Here is a 17,502-nt window from a genome sequence, read left to right on the forward strand (position 1 = left end):
CGGTATATGGTGTCTTTTCTTCCGCTCGAACGTCTTCTGCTGGACTTTGGATTTGTTCTGATCTTTGTTCTGCCGCTGGCGTTTCTTCGGTATATGGTGTCTTTTCTTCCGCTCGAACGTCCTCTGCTGGACTTTGGATTTGTTCTGATCTCTGTTCTGCCGCGGTTTTTTCTTCGGTATATAGTGTCTTTTCTTCCGCTCGAACGTGTTCTGCTGGACTTTGGATTTGTTCTGCTCTCTGTTCTGCCGCTGGCTTTTCTTCGGTATACGGTGTCTTTTCTTCGGTTCGGACATCTTTACGAGCAATCGCAGGCTCTTGTTGAACTTCAACTGGTTCTACTTCTTCAAGCTCTTCTTGATCTACAGGTTGAGACTGAGGTTGCTCTTGGTCGGAACGGACGTCCTCTTCATTGAAGGTCTCCGAAGCGGGTACCTCATCGATTTCTCCGTACTGAGAACGTTCTTCTGTTTCAACCTCACCAAACTGCTCACTCTCTTGACCATTTGTGCGTTCATGTGTCTTTTCATTGTGAGTATCTGCTGATGGTTTTTCTGGCGATTCTTGCTGATTAGTCTCTTGGCCGTAATATGTCGTATCACGATCTTTTAACCCTGGTACTGACAATGTTTCAGGTGCTGGCACTGGATGTGGCATTGGAGGGATTTGAGAGCCTATATTTGTCTTTGGTTTCTCTTCCGTAGTAGATGATTTTTCTTGCTGTGATTCTGGTGCTTGTTGCTGAGAACCAATTAGATCCGCTGGCTCCTCCTCTTCAGCACGTCTATACTGTTCGAAACGGAACGTCGGCGCATAATAATACTCCTCTTCCTCTTCTTGTTGATCTTCTTGTTCATTGTTGTCTTGGCTGTTTTCTTCCTCTTGCGCTTTGCTTTCCTCTTCTCGTTCCTCAATATCTGCCTCTCCAACTTCTTGAATGCCACTAATGCCAACATCGGCAGACAAGTGTAAGCAACCTCTTTCAGGAAGGTCGTAATCGAAGTGATCAATCGTCACATAAACCTCATCAGCGCGTGACACACGTTCGTGCGGAACGGTCACGTCAATCGGCAAACGATGATTAATGTGACCGATGCCTTCATCAGAGACACTTACTTCCTCTACGGAGCGAAACGCCAAATTTTCATCCGTTTTTTCATCTCTTGCTTCTGTATCTTCTTCGGCAACATCATACTCTCCGTGAAGCTTCAATCCACCTTTAATAAACAAATACTCCGCACTCTCTTCGATCTCAATATCCGGCTCTAATGACAACGAGCGGACTTGATCAACTTGTTGCCCATCTTTTAACCATACCGTTTCATCAATTGAAAACGACAACTTCGACGTTCTCTCCTCAGTCACCGAATCCTCCTCCTTTATCTCAATACATCATTGGTTGTTAAATGAAAGCCGTAGCTTTTCCAAACCGTATTCGTAGCTCTACACGTTACAGATGTATGCGGATAGGTGGGAAAATATGAATGGTGTGTGGCAAATGAATGCTCACTGAATGAGAGAAGATCATCATACCCTTTCAGTGATGGTTTTTTCTTTTAAACCGTTTCAAAATCTTCAGCAGATGGATCGCTACATATGTATTCGTGTAAAGTGCCAAAATCCTACGCAAAATCGAATTAAAAATTTTATTTTGAGGCATTCTATCCATGGAAGGAAGGTGGAATGTTTTTTTATGAAAAGTAAATTACTCGGTCAGAGATTTTTGCGTTTCATATTGGTAGCTGTAATCGTATTTATGCCAATCATACTTAAGAAACGACCAATAAAAGATTGGATCATTGTTTATTTATTCAATGCTGTGACAAATGGGTTCATTGATAACATTCTCACGTCCCTAAATATAGTGAAATACCCCGTCCGATTACTACCAAAATTGTTTGATATCAGTTTGGTTTTTGACTTTTTTGTGTACCCATTTATCACGATTATCTTTAATCAGTTCACGGATAAAGATAAACCTTTTGCTATCGCTTATAAACTTTTCCTCTTTGCGATCCCGATGTTAATGATTGAATTATGGGCAGAGAAAAAAACGTCTTTCATTAAATGGAAAAAGGATTGGAGTTGGTATCACACATTCTTTGGTATTATTTTGAAATCACTTCTCACAAGGTTGGTCATTGGGGCAATAAGGAAAGTAGACGTGTATCAAAAAACGTAAGGAGACAATTAAAAAAGAAGAAGTGAAGAATCATTCGATCCTTCTTAGTTTGAATGTTTCTTCGTTTCAGAACAAAGTCGTTACGAAAAATGACAATTCATTGCTGGTAAGACAGAACGTTAATACTAAAAAAGATAAGAGGATGCTTCTTATGAATAACTTTAAACCAACAAATCGACAACGTCGTTTCAAAGCTTATGTTAGTGCGATAGGTACAACACAACTACATTTACGAAGTCCATATATCATCGCTTGGTGGTCGGCGGCCTTTCCTGGTTTTGGTCATCTTCTCTTATCTAAGTATCTTAGAGGTTATGCATTGTTTATTTGGGAAATTCTTGTTAATAATATGGCTAATATCAACATGGCTATTGTTTATTCTTTTACAGGTAAAATTGATTTAGCAAAGGATGTATTGGAACCTAAGTGGATGCTCTTATATCTACCAGTTTATTTTTTTGGGATATGGGATGCCTATCGCAGTGCTGTAGATTTGAATAAAGTATTCATATTAGCAGAACGGGAGAATGCTGATTTTAATTCCTATATGATTAGTGCTTTCGAAATTAACTACTTAGATAAAAGAAGACCGATCATGGCAGTGTTATGGTCACTCTTTACGCCAGGATTAGGTCAACTATATATCCATCGTGTACTGACAGTGATTTTTACGATGGGATTTATAATCGTGTTTGTCTATTTTTCAAATGTTCTCGTAGCAATACACTTACTTTTTTTAGGGGAAATTAATGAAGCAACGCAAGTACTCGATCCGCAATGGTTCTTATTCATACCATCACACTTTGGATTTTCCGTATACGATTCTTATGTGAATACAGTTGAGAATAATAAGTTATTTGAAAGTGAACAAAGGAAGTATCTAAAAGAACATTACCAACGACATCGTGTAAAAATACCTTTAAAAACAGATGAGGTGAAATAAAGTGCAAATCTTTTCAACCTTTGAACACTCATCCTATCTTGAATTAGCGATCACATCTTTAGAAAAAATCGGAGTAAAAAAGGAACATATTCTCGCTGTTCCTCTAATTAACCGTGCAGAAGAGAGGAGATTGTTTGATACGCTTCATAGAGCGGATGGAATTAGTTTGTTCGATAAGGGAGCAGCCATTGGGACTGCGTTTTCTGTCATAGGGGCAAGCGTTGGTTTTGTATTAGAGTGGGGGCCTATTTTTTGGGGGTTAATTGGTGGAGCTATTGGCTTTATTTTAGGTTTTATCATTGATTACATCATTTATAAAGTCATACATAAAAGAAAGAGAAAAGTGAAAGGGAAAAAGTCAGAAGTTGTTTTAGTTGTAGAATGCCCCAATGAGCTAGTAGAGAAAGTAGAAGAGGTATTATGGGAGCATCTAGCGTTAGGCGTCGCTAAGGTAGAAGGTTAATTTGAAGAGTGGGCTATGTGGAAAGGGATACGAGGCGAGAAAATGTTTTGATTTTTAATAATGCATATCTCTGAGGATTTGAGACATGATTACTCGGTTTAGAAAAGCTGCTGATACCGAATACTTGTGATTGTTATTTCCAATCACATCTACTTTCGTCCCATGATCAGCGCCGCTTGCTTTAAAATATCATTCTCCATTGCAAGCTGTTGGTTTTCTTTTCGTAAGCGTATCAATTCTTCTTGGTCAGGTTCTTAGATAAGAATTAAACCTACCGGCTCCAATCGGAGAACATACGAGGGATGTTTCAATTCCTTTTAGGTAAGATCAAAACGGAAAGGCTTCTTTACATTACCTTTGCGAGTTAGTATATTTCAATTCCTTTTAGGTAAGATCAAACCCCCGCAACTGAATCATTTGCATCTGAAGCCGATCCCGATTTCAATTCCTTTTAGGTAAGATCAAAACTGTTGGCGATCGCTGATGTATTAGAACGCAGAGCATGTTTCAATTCCTTTTAGGTAAGATCAAAACGGGCTCCATCGATCTTCATCAAGAACACCTTCTTTTTGTTTCAATTCCTTTTAGGTAAGATCAAAACCTCGTGTTTCAACTTTCTTAGAATCACATTTTTCAATTTCAATTCCTTTTAGGTAAGATCAAAACTGTTGAAATTTGTGTTCGGCGATCATTGGTACGATATTTCAATTCCTTTTAGGTAAGATCAAAACCAGCAGATCCGTATCCCTTCAGAGACTAAATCTAGATTTCAATTCCTTTTAGGTAAGATCAAAACGCGCACGCAACGTAGCAAGCGCCGCCTTCTTCTCCGATTTCAATTCCTTTTAGGTAAGATCAAAACAAGGTCTGAAATCTTTTATATTCATTTCAATTCCTTTTAGGTAAGATCAAAACTGGCGAAGGGTTCGAAAAAATAGCCGACATTTTCAAATTTCAATTCCTTTTAGGTAAGATCAAAACAAGAAAAGATGTACAAGCTAGCTAGTCATATCGACAATTTCAATTCCTTTTAGGTAAGATCAAAACCGAGTAACTGAATCAATGCGGAATTGGTTTTTAGCGATTTCAATTCCTTTTAGGTAAGATCAAAACGGAAATCATCGCGAAGGAAGGCGAAAAGTATTTCGGATTTCAATTCCTTTTAGGTAAGATCAAAACTTCGCGAAATGCCGTTGCATCTTTTTTGTTTATCCATTTCAATTCCTTTTAGGTAAGATCAAAACCAACCCCTATAACATGGGGTCATAGTAAAAGGGGGATTTCAATTCCTTTTAGGTAAGATCAAAACAGAAACGAGGTTTGAGTATGTAACCGTGCATGAAAGTCATTTCAATTCCTTTTAGGTAAGATCAAAACCTGATAACTTCGCTGGTGCATCAGTACGGAGATCGCTATTTCAATTCCTTTTAGGTAAGATCAAAACATAAGTTTCGTAATATGCAGTAGTATGTCTGCTTATATATTTCAATTCCTTTTAGGTAAGATCAAAACTTGATGCAAAAATCATTGATGATTCACTCATTAGTTATTTCAATTCCTTTTAGGTAAGATCAAAACTATGAATCATTTTTAGATTCGTATAATCTCATTGGAAATTTCAATTCCTTTTAGGTAAGATCAAAACCAAAAGATATGTTTATGATTCTCAGGCTCATTAGGCAATTTCAATTCCTTTTAGGTAAGATCAAAACAATAAATTTGATGAAGCATTGCTCATCAATAGCAGTAATTTCAATTCCTTTTAGGTAAGATCAAAACCCCAATTTCATGCATAACAACAGTCTTCTTCAATAAATAAGAAATTCCTTCCTGAAACTTTTAATTCTTTTTCAAAACTTTGTAACCGCTCTTTTTCTCTTGTAAACAGATGTATTCTCCTAGTTACTCATTCTCTCATTTTGTCGTCGATCCCCCGGGAGTGCTGTTCTAATAGAGACCGACGACAACTGAACAAATATAATTTATTGCCTATGGGATCAATCATATGATATTTTCATCCCCACCCTTTTTAACCCCCAATTCTTCACGCTTTGAATAGCTCAATGTTCTAAAAGTGTAAAAAATCACCGAATCTTCATCAGGATCCATTAACCCTTCAAGCTCTAATTTTAATTTTGTATAGTTTGCTTTTGAAATTTCACCTTCCAAAACTGAATTTTGTACCCAGTGCAAGTACTTCCTAGAAATCTTCAATGCTTTCCCTACACGTTTTTGTGCGAAATCATAGACAAGAATGACGAACATTAGTCTCACCTGCCCTACCACAATGTCCGATATGGTTCATATTTCTTCTCACCTAGTAAATGCTTCTGTACTTTATAAAGTTCCAATCTTATTAATCTACGATAGGAGACAGATTTCCCCAAGTGTCGGTGCTTAACAGTTTGAGACATTCGTTTGTCCAACTCACCCACGAAGATTCGTCTCCCTTCTTCAGATAAAAGAATTCCGTCTGTATGACCATCAAAATGTTTTTTTGTAAGCATCTTTTTATTAATTAAATAGAAGATTAGCCGATCAACCATAATTGGCTTAAAAATTTCAGCAACATCTAAATTTAATGAAAAACGCCGAAAATTAGTAGCGTGTAAATAGCCTATCCTCGGATCTAAATAGGTTTTATATATTTCACTTAGTACTGTTGTATAGCAAATTGAATTACCAAAGCTTATCAAAGCGTTTAATCGATTCAGCGGAGGCCGTTTGGAACGTTTTTCAAAGGGGAACTCTTTATTCTGAATGATTACATCAAACAATGCATAATACCTCTCTCTAGAATGCCCTTCTTGTGACATCAACTCTTCAATTGATTCCGCATGTGGCAACTTACTCTGTTCATTTTTCATTATTTCTAGGGTTTGTTCAATTTTTTCTTGTCCACTTTTTGCCCTAGACTTATAGTACTTCAACACCTGGATCATTTGAGCAATCGAACCTTCTATAAAAAGCCTTGCCAATCTCAAACGATGATCATCATTTATATAATGTTCAGCTTGCTTTAATATTACGTGCCCCGCATTTAGATGTTCGCGCGGATAAAAAGTACCAGAATAATAACCGTAATAATTAAAGTAATGAAGACATATCTGTTTTTGTGACATGAAATCAAGAAATCGTTTCGAAACATCTACCTCCCCAAAAATATAAATATCGTTAACATCTTCCACAGGAATATGCTTCCTTCTCCCTTCACTGTTTTCGAAATAAAGGCTATGATCTTTACGTTTTAATTCTCCACTTTGGAAAATATATATCGTTTTTTTCAATCGATCATCCCTCCGCCCAACAATATTCTTTATATGCACATTGCCGACAGAATTTAATCTTTTTAGGTGACGGTGGTGTTGTTTGCTTTGCCAATTTTCTTATAGAATCAATTGTTTCATCTAACTTCTTTTTTGCATTTTCAGTTAATACCACTTCTTCACGTTTCTTCTCTTCAGAATAAGTAAGTTCTCCCTTCGCTTTAATGCCCATTTGTCTTAACGTGTCTAAATAATACAGCAATTGATATCTTGCACTCTCTCTAAACTTTGCAGACTTTTTAATTTCTTGTACAACGTATTCATCTTTAATTTTTTTCAAACGATCAACTTTAATATGACCTACATCTACTTCCTTTTTTCCTCTTTTCTTCGTATACTCATGAATAAATCGACCAATTTCCATATTTTCATCTTCGTTATCAGGAGCAATTTTTCTCATCATTAGCCATGCTTCTCGTTTACAAATAAAATAGTACCAAATGTCTGTACCAGTAACAGGCATTTCATAAGTCATCATATCCCACCTTACAGCTAAATCATCCAACCATCCTCTGCCATACTAATGTTTTGCCACCCATAGTTATGATGATATGCATCTGTATCATATAAAAAAGGAATTCTCTGTTGTAAGAATGGATCTTTACCTACCGCTTTAATCGCTTTTTTGACCGGAAGATTTAGTACAAAAAAGTATACGAGCATCATCCATTCTTTTCTATCCTGAAAAGATAAAGAATGCATAAACTCCAAGTCCTGATAATGTGTATAAATGTCCTCTGCTGATGTCATTTGAAATTTATCAATTAGTTTACAAAATACCTCAGGTAACAAGTCACTCTCTACTTCTCTAAAGTCCCAGGAGATAAATATCGGCAACTGCATATAACTATCTCCAAAGGGGGCGTGTTGACTAAGGAAATGCCAGTTCGTTTCATATGCGTGTTTTATATCCTGTTTAATCCCTTCATAAGAGTTTTGTTGAAATATACGGTTATAAAATTCTTGCACCAATTTGTCAGAATCTAGTTCTGTAAAATTAGGATGTTCCTCCAAAATTGCATCAGTTTGCTTCAACCATTGTTTATCATAAATAAAGTCTCGAGTATCTTTATTATTACTATTTAAATAAATACCAGTTTCAAGTAAGCTAGTCGTTCCTCGACCATGACGGTTAACTCGTCCTGCAGCTTGAATTAGAGATGGAAGAATTGTGGAGGAACGAAACATATAGTCAAAACTAGCATCTACACCTGCTTCTAATACTTGTGTAGATACAACTGTGATCGGAGATGGATGATCACTTTTTAGACTCCTTTTAATTTTTTCTGTTTGTATACGCTTGTGAATAGGTACCATAAGTCCATGCAGCAGGTATAAACTTTCTTTTTGCGAGCTTAATGATGATATTTCCTTATGGATATCGATTGCATCTTGGATCGTATTCATGATTACAGCTTTCTTCATTTCAGGACGATCAGAAACACGTTCAGATAATGATCTCTGGTTAACATCATTCGTATTTGACACACGGTAACGAGGGAGTTTTCGATCATCCGGCACTTCCAATAAAACTGGTTGATCATCAAGTCCATACTCAAATGGTGGCAAAGTAGCTGATAGAAAGATAACCGTGATATTTTCCTCTTTAACTAAAGATTGTAATCCAACAAGTAAAAGGTTCCATACATTTGCTGAAAAAATTTGTGGTTCATCAATCAAAACCACACTATTTTGTATACGATCTCTACGTAATGTTTCTTGTGCTTTCGATGGAAAAAGCGCTTTCATAAATTGCTGAAAACTTGTTGTTACAAATGGATGTGCCCAAGATTCCATGATAAGTTGTCCAGACCTTTTTTCAACTTCATCATTTATATTCGCTTTTTCTCCTGATGCTTTCTTTACCTGTTCATCAAAGAGCGCTAATGAATGGTGTTCTAGAATATTTACTTGGAATACTTTTTCTAATTCTTTTGTCGTCTGCTCTAAAATGGCTAAATAGGGTGCAACGTAAATGATTTTTTCTTTCCCACTATTTTGCCCAAGCTTCGTTGCAAGGCGAAAAGAGGTTAAAGTTTTACCATATCCTGTAGGCATAGAGAGGGCAAATATTGAACGATCTTGATAATGAGAGTAAAGATTAACGATATTATCCTGGGCTTGTTGTCTCTTCTCAGACATAGGGTGATGTGCATTCTCACTGCAATATAGTAATAATTGTTCTTCGAATCTTTCAGACAATTCAGAGGATAATTTCGTTGTGGCAATCGGCTGTACATCAAAGCGATCTGCGGTTATTAGAGCCGTCGTTAACCGACGCCATCTTTGCAAGTTATTCATCAATGATTGATATGATAAACCTTTCGGATCCAAACCTTCCATCACAGCATCTTCATAATATTCGTCTACTTCTTCTATCCAATTTTCTAGTTCATCTGTCGTGAGGTTTACATGTTCTAGACCTGAAAACTGTTGATCTAACCAATGTTTGAATCCTGTTAAATCCATTTTGGACCATGTGTATAGCTTATTCCATCGTAAGTCTCTTTCATCTGTTGCTTTCAGAATACCATGGTGATCCGCTATATCCCGAATAATCCATATCCATTCCCTACAATACTTTTCCCATACGTCCATTTGATTAAGGTAATGGTAGGCTAAATAAGAAAAGACAAACGCCCCACATTCAGCATGGTTAGGTCCTTGTTTTATCTTTTTCCTTATATATAACTGCCAATCTTTATGAACCTTACCAATATCATGACATAAAGCAGCTAAATAAATTAACTCTTGAATAACGGTAGGCTCATTTGTCACATTTTTTTTAGCTTTAATAGCTACATTTTTCAAATGGGACGATAGAAGGTGGGAACCGTCCGTTTTTTCAGGACGGGCCCAACAATCCTTAAAGTTCAATACAGACATATACTACCTTCCTCAGTTTTTAAGATTTCAATATCCAAAGTTTCAATAGATTGTGGATCTTTAGGAACAAATGTGATTTCATATCCATTTTGTTCATACAAAAAATCAATGGACTTTTCGAAGGTTCGGTTACCTAGATAGTTGTACATGAATCCACCGGCTCGGCTATATTGTTTGTCCTCTTCAACTTCCAATTGTTCAATAACAGAAATAGGAATAATTGTATTTGACTCAACTTGCTCCATTGGCTCCACTCTCTGTAACTCACTTATAACCTTTAAATTTTTTGGAGTTGTTAATGCATAAGCTGCACCTAGGAATGTCGGATAGACTGCATGTCCATTTTGTAGGAAATCGATTAACTGTTCCGAATATTCATCACCATAATAGAAGATACGATATGAAGGGTTGACTATTAATTCAATGGTTGTAGGACGATTAAACACATCGCCTCCAGGCTTCCCCAACATCGACAATTGCTGTGCCGATGTTTGAACTTCGTTAAGTAATTGCAAACCGACTTTATCGTCTGTTTTGAAATCAGTAATGCCCAAAATCGCACCGACAAGCCCCCGTATAGCAGTTGGGGTAATAAAAGGATATGTCATGTGTGTGGCCGTTGTATCAGGACGTCTAAAATGGGCAATTGAACCTTTAACATCAAAAGCGACTAATTTCAATTTAACCCCCTCCTACCATTGGACCGGTTGTTGATATGCGGAAATATCTCCATCTATTTTCAGTGATGTATGAGTCCATATGCGACAATTGGAAATCTTATCTTTATGCTCTTCAAGTACATTCAATAATTCAGTTAGGTGCAACGTCACCTCTTTCACAGAAGACGGCTGTTTTCCATCTTCCCTCCATGTGTCAGCTTCAGGAGAGAGAGAAATCAAATCTTCTAAATATCCTATTCGGAAAAATGGATCATTGTACTCGACATGGACCAAAATTAATGGTTCTTGTTGACCACGTCCACGTGCTTGTCGATGTTGTGTACCTTGCCAAAGAGATCGAAGCAACAATTCTTGATCGTTCATTGTCATTCCAGTATGCGCTGCGTTTTTCGCATTGATAACACCTGACATTGCAAATACTGCAAATGGGACTGTATAAGCTGTCCAAATTGTCCCTTGAGTTTTCCCTTCATCTTCATTTGAACCATCTTTACTTGGCATTACGACCGTCCCTTGAACATAACGTGATTCAACAGGGTGCATGGAATGCGCCCAAGAAAATTGAACCGGTCCTGTAAGGTGAAATTTCGGTTTCTCTGAATATACGATACCAAAAGTTCGAACATCAAAACTATGATCAACAAGAACTGATTTCATGTCTTTTTTTGCTTCTGCCTCTTTATTAACAATTTGTGCTATATTATTTGCAAGGCTTTTTCTGCCCATTAGTTTACCTTTATCATTGAATTGTTGTTGAACAAATACATGGTTATTTTGTTCATCACCACCATCGGGATATAAATCAATCACAAAATCACGAACATCCCTTTTTATACTTACATCTGTTAGTGAAATTCTTCCGTCCTCTTCTGGGAATATTCTTCTTGCGTCACTATCCTGGAGTGGGTCTTTGTTAGGAATTCCATCTTTCACTGATTTAATAAACAATAATTCTCCATTATTCACTGTCATTTTCATCTTCTCCTTTCTTTTTCTCGTACATTAAGTATCCGGACCAAAAAGCAGTGATAAAGGCATCTTTCTCTTTACGAAGCTTTCCTGACTTATCAAGCTCTAAAAGTCTAATCAATAGTACCTGTAAAGCTTTATGATAGTTGTTAGCAAGACCTAAATCCCACTGACGATATACTTCCTCAGTACGTAATAACCCCTGCTTCCATATCATCTCTGGTGTAAGTTTCGAACCAAACTTCATTACTCGATGTTCAACATAATTTTTTCCCGTTTTTTGATAATATGAATTAGAAAATTGTCTTAGAGCCAAACCTGATATAAAAGCAACATGACTAGTTTCTTTGAAGTCTTCGTCAGTTAACGCTCCTTCTTGATAACGCTCTAGCATGTTCCGCCACGACTCCATACTGTCAACCTCCTTTTCGATTTTTAATAACTCAGAATTATACCGTCTATAAAAGTAGCGAAAACCATGATAGAAAATTAATTCTTCTTTCATTTGCCACAAATTTCCTTTATTTGCTAATTCATTTAATTTATAAGCAATTACTTTTTGTAGAGGGCGCAGTGTCAACGTTTTCCTGTGAAATACATCATTCATTTTCTGCCATACATAACCCGGTCCATAAGCATTAGAAATTAGTGATGGTAAATAATCCATACGACGTATTTCTATTTTATTTTCTGGTAACTGAAAGTCTTGAATTAATAACTTTTTCTCTGTTCCTTGTAGTCCCTTCATGATTTTCTGTAATTTTGTTGCAATGCTGGGGATAACATCTTCAATCACCGAACGAATATGGACATTCCCTTTACCTAAATCTCCAGAATAATATAAGATCATCAACCGATGTTCATCGCTCATTTTAGGGAGAATTCTCCCTCTCAAACCACCTAACATTTCTAATTGTAAATCGCTTCCTGGTTTCTTTTCTTTTTCCTGAGGATCCCTAGGCCTTAACAGTTTGTCATAAATTTCAATTTGTTGTTGGGAATCCTTTTCTAGTAGTGGTAAAACAAATGGGATAGCGTATATAGAATCAAAGCTAGTTGTTTTCATATGGCGTTTAGCTTCCGCATTTGTAATTGGTGCAAACATTTCTTTAAGTAAAGCACTTGATAGGTTTGTTTGGATGCGCTTTATAAACTGTGTACCATATACATAACTCTCATATTCGTCTCTCGATAACCGAATCCCTTTCACCCATTCATCATCTTTCCAATATATAGACCTTGGACTTTCCCATGTAGGGCTCAACCATAACCATGTTTTATTATAAGCCGACACTGTTTTTTCAACTTTTTGATTAGATAAAGTTGACACTGAATTCTCTGCCACACCTAATTCCTGTGCTTCTTGAAATCTACTTTCAATCGTATGTTCTATAATTTCTTCACTGTTAACGATGATAGATTGATTGTTATCTGCAACACTCTTGTTTATGAACAGCCATGGTTCACCTAATGAATGGTGGTTACTTACATCAAACATTGAAAGGCGATAATCAATAATATACAAAACCCCGAGTTGTTTATCATCTGAATTAATATAGTGATTCGATTTTGAGAAAAGCTCTTCTGACACTTTTTCCGCAATCTCTTCTAGTAATTGATCTTCCCAGTTTTTTAAAGAGATGGTTCGTTTTAACCTTGCTAAAATCATTGAGGTGGTTTTTTCTTTGTCGGAAAATTCCTTAATATGCCGATCATACATAAGATAGCATGGAGCTGGATATAGTCCTTGTGCATTAAGAGGGTTTCCACCAGATGGCATAAAAAACGGGAAAGCAGAAGTTCTGTCATGATTCACAACTGGATTCCCATTATTATCTGAGTGGTCTTGAAGATTTATCATTTGGGAAGTCTCACCCATTTCGGACACTTCTACAATGAATACGTTTTCAAAAAAGTTCTTACAGGTGTCATTTTCGATATCAGTCAAATACTTAATTCGTTTTTCATTAGATAATGAACTATGAACAATTGGACGACCTACACGTATTATTGCATCCAACAGCATAGAGTTGTCCCTCCTTTATAACTGCTGTTTCACAGAATTGGTTCACCTCCTCCTTAATCAAGTTCCTTAAAGGTAAAATATAACCTGTGATTATGGGACTAACGTGATCAAACCGAAACCTTGGCTTGTCTTACTTCCAAGCGAAGCAGAAAGTGCAAATTCCAAATACGTAGGTTTTGCTTCTATCTCATAAGTACCATTCCAAGCATTAATAATTGTCGATTTATATTTTGTAATAATCTTATCTCGTTTTGAAACATTAATCGGTTGAATATGAAATCGTTCGTGTTGGGGAACTTCTTGGTTGGTAAAGGCTTCATACTTGCGGAAAATACCATCTTCTATGAGGTGTTTAAAGGCTTCATCCTGAGGTTGGAAATAATGAGTGAACGACTTTCCATTACGTCGTTCATAGGTGGTATAAACAGTAATCGGGGAACGTGTTTTCACAAGAATTTTTGATGAGTTGATCGGTTCATGAACCATTTTAACATTAGATACTTCAATATGTTGGTTACGAATTGTTAAATTTTGTGACAATATGATGTTATTTGCTAATTCATTGATGAACTCTGGTACAATTGAACTAATTATGAGTGAAATTTCATTATGAAAAGTTAAAGTTTTTTCTTTTTTGTGGAAAGTAGCATCCCCTTCTAATCGGCTAAATGAAAAAAGCTTGTATGTTCTACTCCCATTAACATACCCCCGATTGTGAAAAAATTCTCCAAGCGATTCAGACAACATATTGTAAATCAACCCTTGCACATCCCTATGATAATAAACAGGGAGGCGAAGTTCGTTGCAATTAAATGAAAGATATAATTTCATTTTATCACTCCGCAACATTTATTTATAAGTTTATTATAATTTAGTAAGAAGTAATTTGCAACAATAATCAGAAATTTCCCTTTGGGTAAGATATTGTTCCGCTACATTCATTTAGTTTCAATCCCACTATCCTGGATAAAATTACGGAACAATAAAATTATAACAAATTTTATTGTATTTAGACGATCTTTTTCTCAAGTGAATCAATTTCATAATTCACTTCCTTAAAAATGAATACAAAAACAGAATGATATTTTCTTTGTAATTTTTAACTGGCAAATTAGTAATATAACGTACAATGCAGCTCCGTTGGACTGCATCTGCTCGCTTTCCGCGGGCAATGCTTCAGCCTCCTCGTCCCTGCGGGGTCTTCAGCTATTGCTATTCCCGCAGGAGTCTCGCAAATTCCGTCCAACTACGCTGTAACGTTATATAAAAAGTAATGAAATTCATATTGAACAGCTTTTCATTTAAGCTACTGTTTGACTATTTACAGCGTTGTGATTTAAACGTGCACTTGCTAACTTCATTCCATTGTAAACCATTGTTGTTAAATCAAATTGAACTTTCGCTCGTTCGCCAGTACGATACCTTACATTATTTAACTGAAAAAACTCTTTTAGATACCCAATAACCCGTTCGACGGAACTACGTTCCTTGTAACGTTCTTTCCAGGCTAGAGAACCACGTGCAGGTGCACTATAACGACGTAAGTCCGTTTCAACCTTTATTTTGTATACTTTTTGGCATAGCGTATCATGCGCTAACGGACAGTCAGCACATTCCTTTGGGCGTGTGAATTTTAAGGTTTTGTACTTCTTATCAAAGCTATCGTACCGATATGAATGCTCTCGTACACAGGTAGGGGCGAAATGAGAGTCAAAACCAATTGGCTCTGATTCATTCTTTTTGTTATAAGCAATGATCGAGTAGTCATTCATATTGTTGATCTGTTCATAGATGGGTTTATAGTCATAACCCGCATCCATGATTGCATAAGTCCAGTCTAATTTTGGTAATGTCTCTTCGATCCCTTTCAGCAAAGGAGTAATGGCTTTCCCATCATGGAGGTTCCCAGAAGACATCATGGAATGAAGGATAAACTGATTTTTCGTATCAACGGCAAAGTGTCCTTTATAACCAAACCAATAGGCATTCTTTCCCTCGCTATTTTTCTTCACGCCCCATTTAGGGGCGATAGGCATTTGGTCACGAAGCTCATTATAAGGGACTTCTAATTGATCCTCGATTTTCTTTTCGAAGATCGGCAAAGAATCTTGTAATTCCTGTTGTTCTTTTAACCATTGCTCTTGCTCAATTTTTGGTTTACGTCCGCGTTTTTTTGGTACTGATTTCTGTTCACGCTCTTCCTTATTGGATGATGCCTGATCTCTCGCTTCGAAATGCCCTGCATCGATGGCAATATTTGTGTCACTGATACAGCCTTCATCTATGGCATCTGTGAGAATTTGTGTATTGATACTTTGCAACACATTTGATTCTTTAATTTTTGAGATCATCCTTGAAAAAGCCGACTCTGAAGGAACAGAGTCTGAAATAAGGAAACCACAGTCCCATTTGAATTGAAGGTCCCATTTCAAACGCTTCACTAGGAGCTTAATTTCAGAAATTCTTTCTACAATTCTGATCACAAGTGCTTGAATCATTGCAGGGTAATTTAAGCTTACAGGGCGTCCAAACCGGGATTTTTTAGCAACAACGTTAACCATAGGAGCAATATTTATTGATGAAAAAACTTCATCATAACGTTGGGTAGGCTCTAATTCATATAAAACCTCTATACTAAACAGACTCTCTTGTCGTACAATAGACATGAGGGGTTCCCTCCCATTTGGTTTAGTTTGTGGCTACTTACTAAATTCGACATTTGGGGAGGTGCTCCTTTTTTTATGTCTTAGAACCCTTGAGCCCAAAGGGCTCAGATTTATGAAATTCATTCAAGTTTATAAGATAACCGAACTTGCGACCTAAGGCTTAGAAAGAATTCGATGATATCATTAAATTCCTCTTAGGTAAGATGAAAACAGATCACCACTATCAACAGTTACGGCACGTTTTTCATAGTTTCAATTCCTCATAGGTAAGATGAAAACAAGAAGACTACGAACCGATTACACTCATTGCAGACATGTTTCAATTCCTCATAGGTAAGATGAAAACGAACAATTAGACGTCGACATCCGCGAAGAATTGGAGGTTTCAATTCCTCATAGGTAAGATGAAAACCGGGTTGTCGGTGCATCGTGGAGATGTTATAGCTACGGGTTTCAATTCCTCATAGGTAAGATGAAAACTTTTTCGTTATCACTGATAAAATTGGATAGGTTACACTAGGTTGGACAGGTTGCTTAAGGTCATATATACTTAGTTCAAATAAAAACTTAGGAGACTCTATCATGACCAAACGAGTAAGACGTCATTTTACCAAAGAATTCAAAGAACAAATGGTTCAATTACATGCTTCAGGAAAACCACGTGCCGAAATTATCAGAGAATACGAGCTGACGCCATCTGCCTTTGATAAATGGGTTCAACAACATCAAGAGAGCGGTTCTTTTGAAGAGAAAGATAATCGAACACCTGAGCAAGAAGAATTGATCCGCTTACGAAAAGAAAACCAACAGCTTGCAATGGAGAATGATATTTTAAAGCAAGCAGCGCTGATCATGGGACGAAAGTAGATGTGATTCGAAATAACAGTCACAAATACTCGGTATCAGCAATGTGCGACGTCCTACAAATCCCAAGAAGTACGTATTATTACGAATCAAAAATCCGTGAAAACAATGATGAAGAAGTAACAAAACTAATCGTGGAAATCTTTAAAAACAGCCGTAACATTTACGGACAAAGGAAAATTAAAGTTGAGCTTAAAAAGCTAGGCTGGACGGTTTCTCGTCGTCGTATTAGTCGTATCATGAAAGAACAAGGCCTTGTTTCAAAGTATACGGTCGCTCAATACAAACCAACGAAAACATCCTGTAATGAATCTGAAGTAGGAAACACACTAAATCGCGAATTTGATCAAGATCAGGAATTAAAAGTGATTGTGAGCGATTTAACATACGTTCGAGTCCAACAAAAATGGCATTATATTTGTGTTTTAATCGATTTATACAACCGTGAAATTATCGGTCATAGTGCTGGTCCACGTAAGGATGCAGCGTTAGTTCAACG

13 protein-coding genes, 2 pseudogenes and 2 CRISPR repeat arrays are annotated in these 17,502 nt (G+C 36.8%); of the genes and pseudogenes, 4 read left to right on the plus strand and 11 right to left on the minus strand.

Features of this window, described 5'->3' with window-relative positions; genetic code table 11:
• A partial coding sequence (locus HNQ41_RS12860) for a hypothetical protein (RefSeq protein ID WP_184664835.1) occupies positions 1-1,363 on the minus strand: 1,363 nt, incomplete at its 3' end.
• A gap of 328 nt (positions 1,364-1,691) precedes the next feature.
• Between HNQ41_RS12860 and HNQ41_RS12865 the strand changes: the two genes are divergently transcribed.
• From HNQ41_RS12865 to HNQ41_RS12875, 3 genes are all read left to right on the plus strand, one after another.
• Positions 1,692-2,180: a CBO0543 family protein gene (locus HNQ41_RS12865; protein WP_184664836.1), complete on the plus strand. Its 489-nt coding sequence runs from the start codon at positions 1,692-1,694 to the stop codon at positions 2,178-2,180.
• 151 nt (positions 2,181-2,331) lie between these two features.
• A complete protein-coding gene (locus tag HNQ41_RS12870; RefSeq protein ID WP_184664837.1) occupies positions 2,332-3,123 on the plus strand; it encodes a hypothetical protein in 792 nt (263 codons plus the stop codon).
• A 1-nt stretch (position 3,124) separates the two neighbouring features.
• A complete protein-coding gene (locus HNQ41_RS12875) occupies positions 3,125-3,586 on the plus strand; it encodes a hypothetical protein (RefSeq protein ID WP_184664838.1) in 462 nt (153 codons plus the stop codon).
• A 108-nt stretch (positions 3,587-3,694) separates the two neighbouring features.
• On the opposite strand, the pseudogene HNQ41_RS12880 reads toward HNQ41_RS12875, so the two are convergent.
• From HNQ41_RS12880 to HNQ41_RS12925, 10 genes and pseudogenes are all read right to left on the minus strand, one after another.
• A pseudogene (locus HNQ41_RS12880) lies at positions 3,695-3,831 on the minus strand (IS3-like element IS655 family transposase); the annotation flags it as partial.
• Between the two features lie 59 nt (positions 3,832-3,890).
• A CRISPR array of direct repeats spans positions 3,891-5,365; the repeat unit is 30 nt; unit sequence ATTTCAATTCCTTTTAGGTAAGATCAAAAC.
• 222 nt (positions 5,366-5,587) lie between these two features.
• On the minus strand, positions 5,588-5,851 hold the full coding sequence (cas2, locus tag HNQ41_RS12885) for a CRISPR-associated endonuclease Cas2 (protein WP_184664839.1): 264 nt from the start codon (positions 5,849-5,851) through the stop codon (positions 5,588-5,590).
• Positions 5,852-5,865: 14 nt separating this feature from the next.
• Positions 5,866-6,873: a type I-B CRISPR-associated endonuclease Cas1b gene (gene cas1b, locus HNQ41_RS12890; RefSeq protein ID WP_184664840.1), complete on the minus strand. Its 1,008-nt coding sequence runs from the start codon at positions 6,871-6,873 to the stop codon at positions 5,866-5,868.
• A 4-nt stretch (positions 6,874-6,877) separates the two neighbouring features.
• On the minus strand, positions 6,878-7,387 hold the full coding sequence (cas4, locus tag HNQ41_RS12895; protein ID WP_184664841.1) for a CRISPR-associated protein Cas4: 510 nt from the start codon (positions 7,385-7,387) through the stop codon (positions 6,878-6,880).
• Positions 7,388-7,404: 17 nt separating this feature from the next.
• Positions 7,405-9,798 (minus strand): CRISPR-associated helicase Cas3', encoded by a 2,394-nt coding sequence (gene cas3, locus HNQ41_RS12900; RefSeq protein ID WP_184664842.1) that lies wholly within the window; start codon positions 9,796-9,798, stop codon positions 7,405-7,407.
• Positions 9,786-10,478, minus strand: coding sequence for a CRISPR-associated protein Cas5 (gene cas5, locus HNQ41_RS12905; protein WP_184664843.1), 693 nt, complete (start codon positions 10,476-10,478; stop codon positions 9,786-9,788). The genes cas3 and cas5 overlap by 13 nt, the downstream gene beginning before the upstream one ends.
• Positions 10,479-10,490: 12 nt before the next feature.
• On the minus strand, positions 10,491-11,450 hold the full coding sequence (locus tag HNQ41_RS12910; protein ID WP_184664844.1) for a CRISPR-associated protein: 960 nt from the start codon (positions 11,448-11,450) through the stop codon (positions 10,491-10,493).
• Entirely contained in the window at positions 11,437-13,473 is a 2,037-nt protein-coding gene (locus tag HNQ41_RS12915; protein WP_184664845.1) for a hypothetical protein, read from the minus strand. The genes HNQ41_RS12910 and HNQ41_RS12915 overlap by 14 nt, the downstream gene beginning before the upstream one ends.
• A gap of 90 nt (positions 13,474-13,563) precedes the next feature.
• The gene (cas6, locus tag HNQ41_RS12920; RefSeq protein ID WP_184664846.1) at positions 13,564-14,304 is read right to left on the minus strand and encodes a CRISPR-associated endoribonuclease Cas6; all 741 of its coding nucleotides are present in this window, start codon (positions 14,302-14,304) and stop codon (positions 13,564-13,566) included.
• A gap of 470 nt (positions 14,305-14,774) precedes the next feature.
• A complete protein-coding gene (locus tag HNQ41_RS12925) occupies positions 14,775-16,139 on the minus strand; it encodes a transposase (protein WP_184664847.1) in 1,365 nt (454 codons plus the stop codon).
• 181 nt (positions 16,140-16,320) lie between these two features.
• Positions 16,321-16,619: a CRISPR direct-repeat array (repeat unit 30 nt; unit sequence GTTTCAATTCCTCATAGGTAAGATGAAAAC).
• 102 nt (positions 16,620-16,721) lie between these two features.
• Here HNQ41_RS12925 and HNQ41_RS12930 point away from each other — a divergent pair.
• Positions 16,722-17,502 (plus strand): annotated as a pseudogene (locus tag HNQ41_RS12930) (IS3 family transposase); the annotation flags it as partial.

It is taken from the genome of Texcoconibacillus texcoconensis (assembly GCF_014202575.1).
In the GTDB taxonomy this organism is placed as follows: domain Bacteria; phylum Bacillota; class Bacilli; order Bacillales; family Salisediminibacteriaceae; genus Texcoconibacillus; species Texcoconibacillus texcoconensis.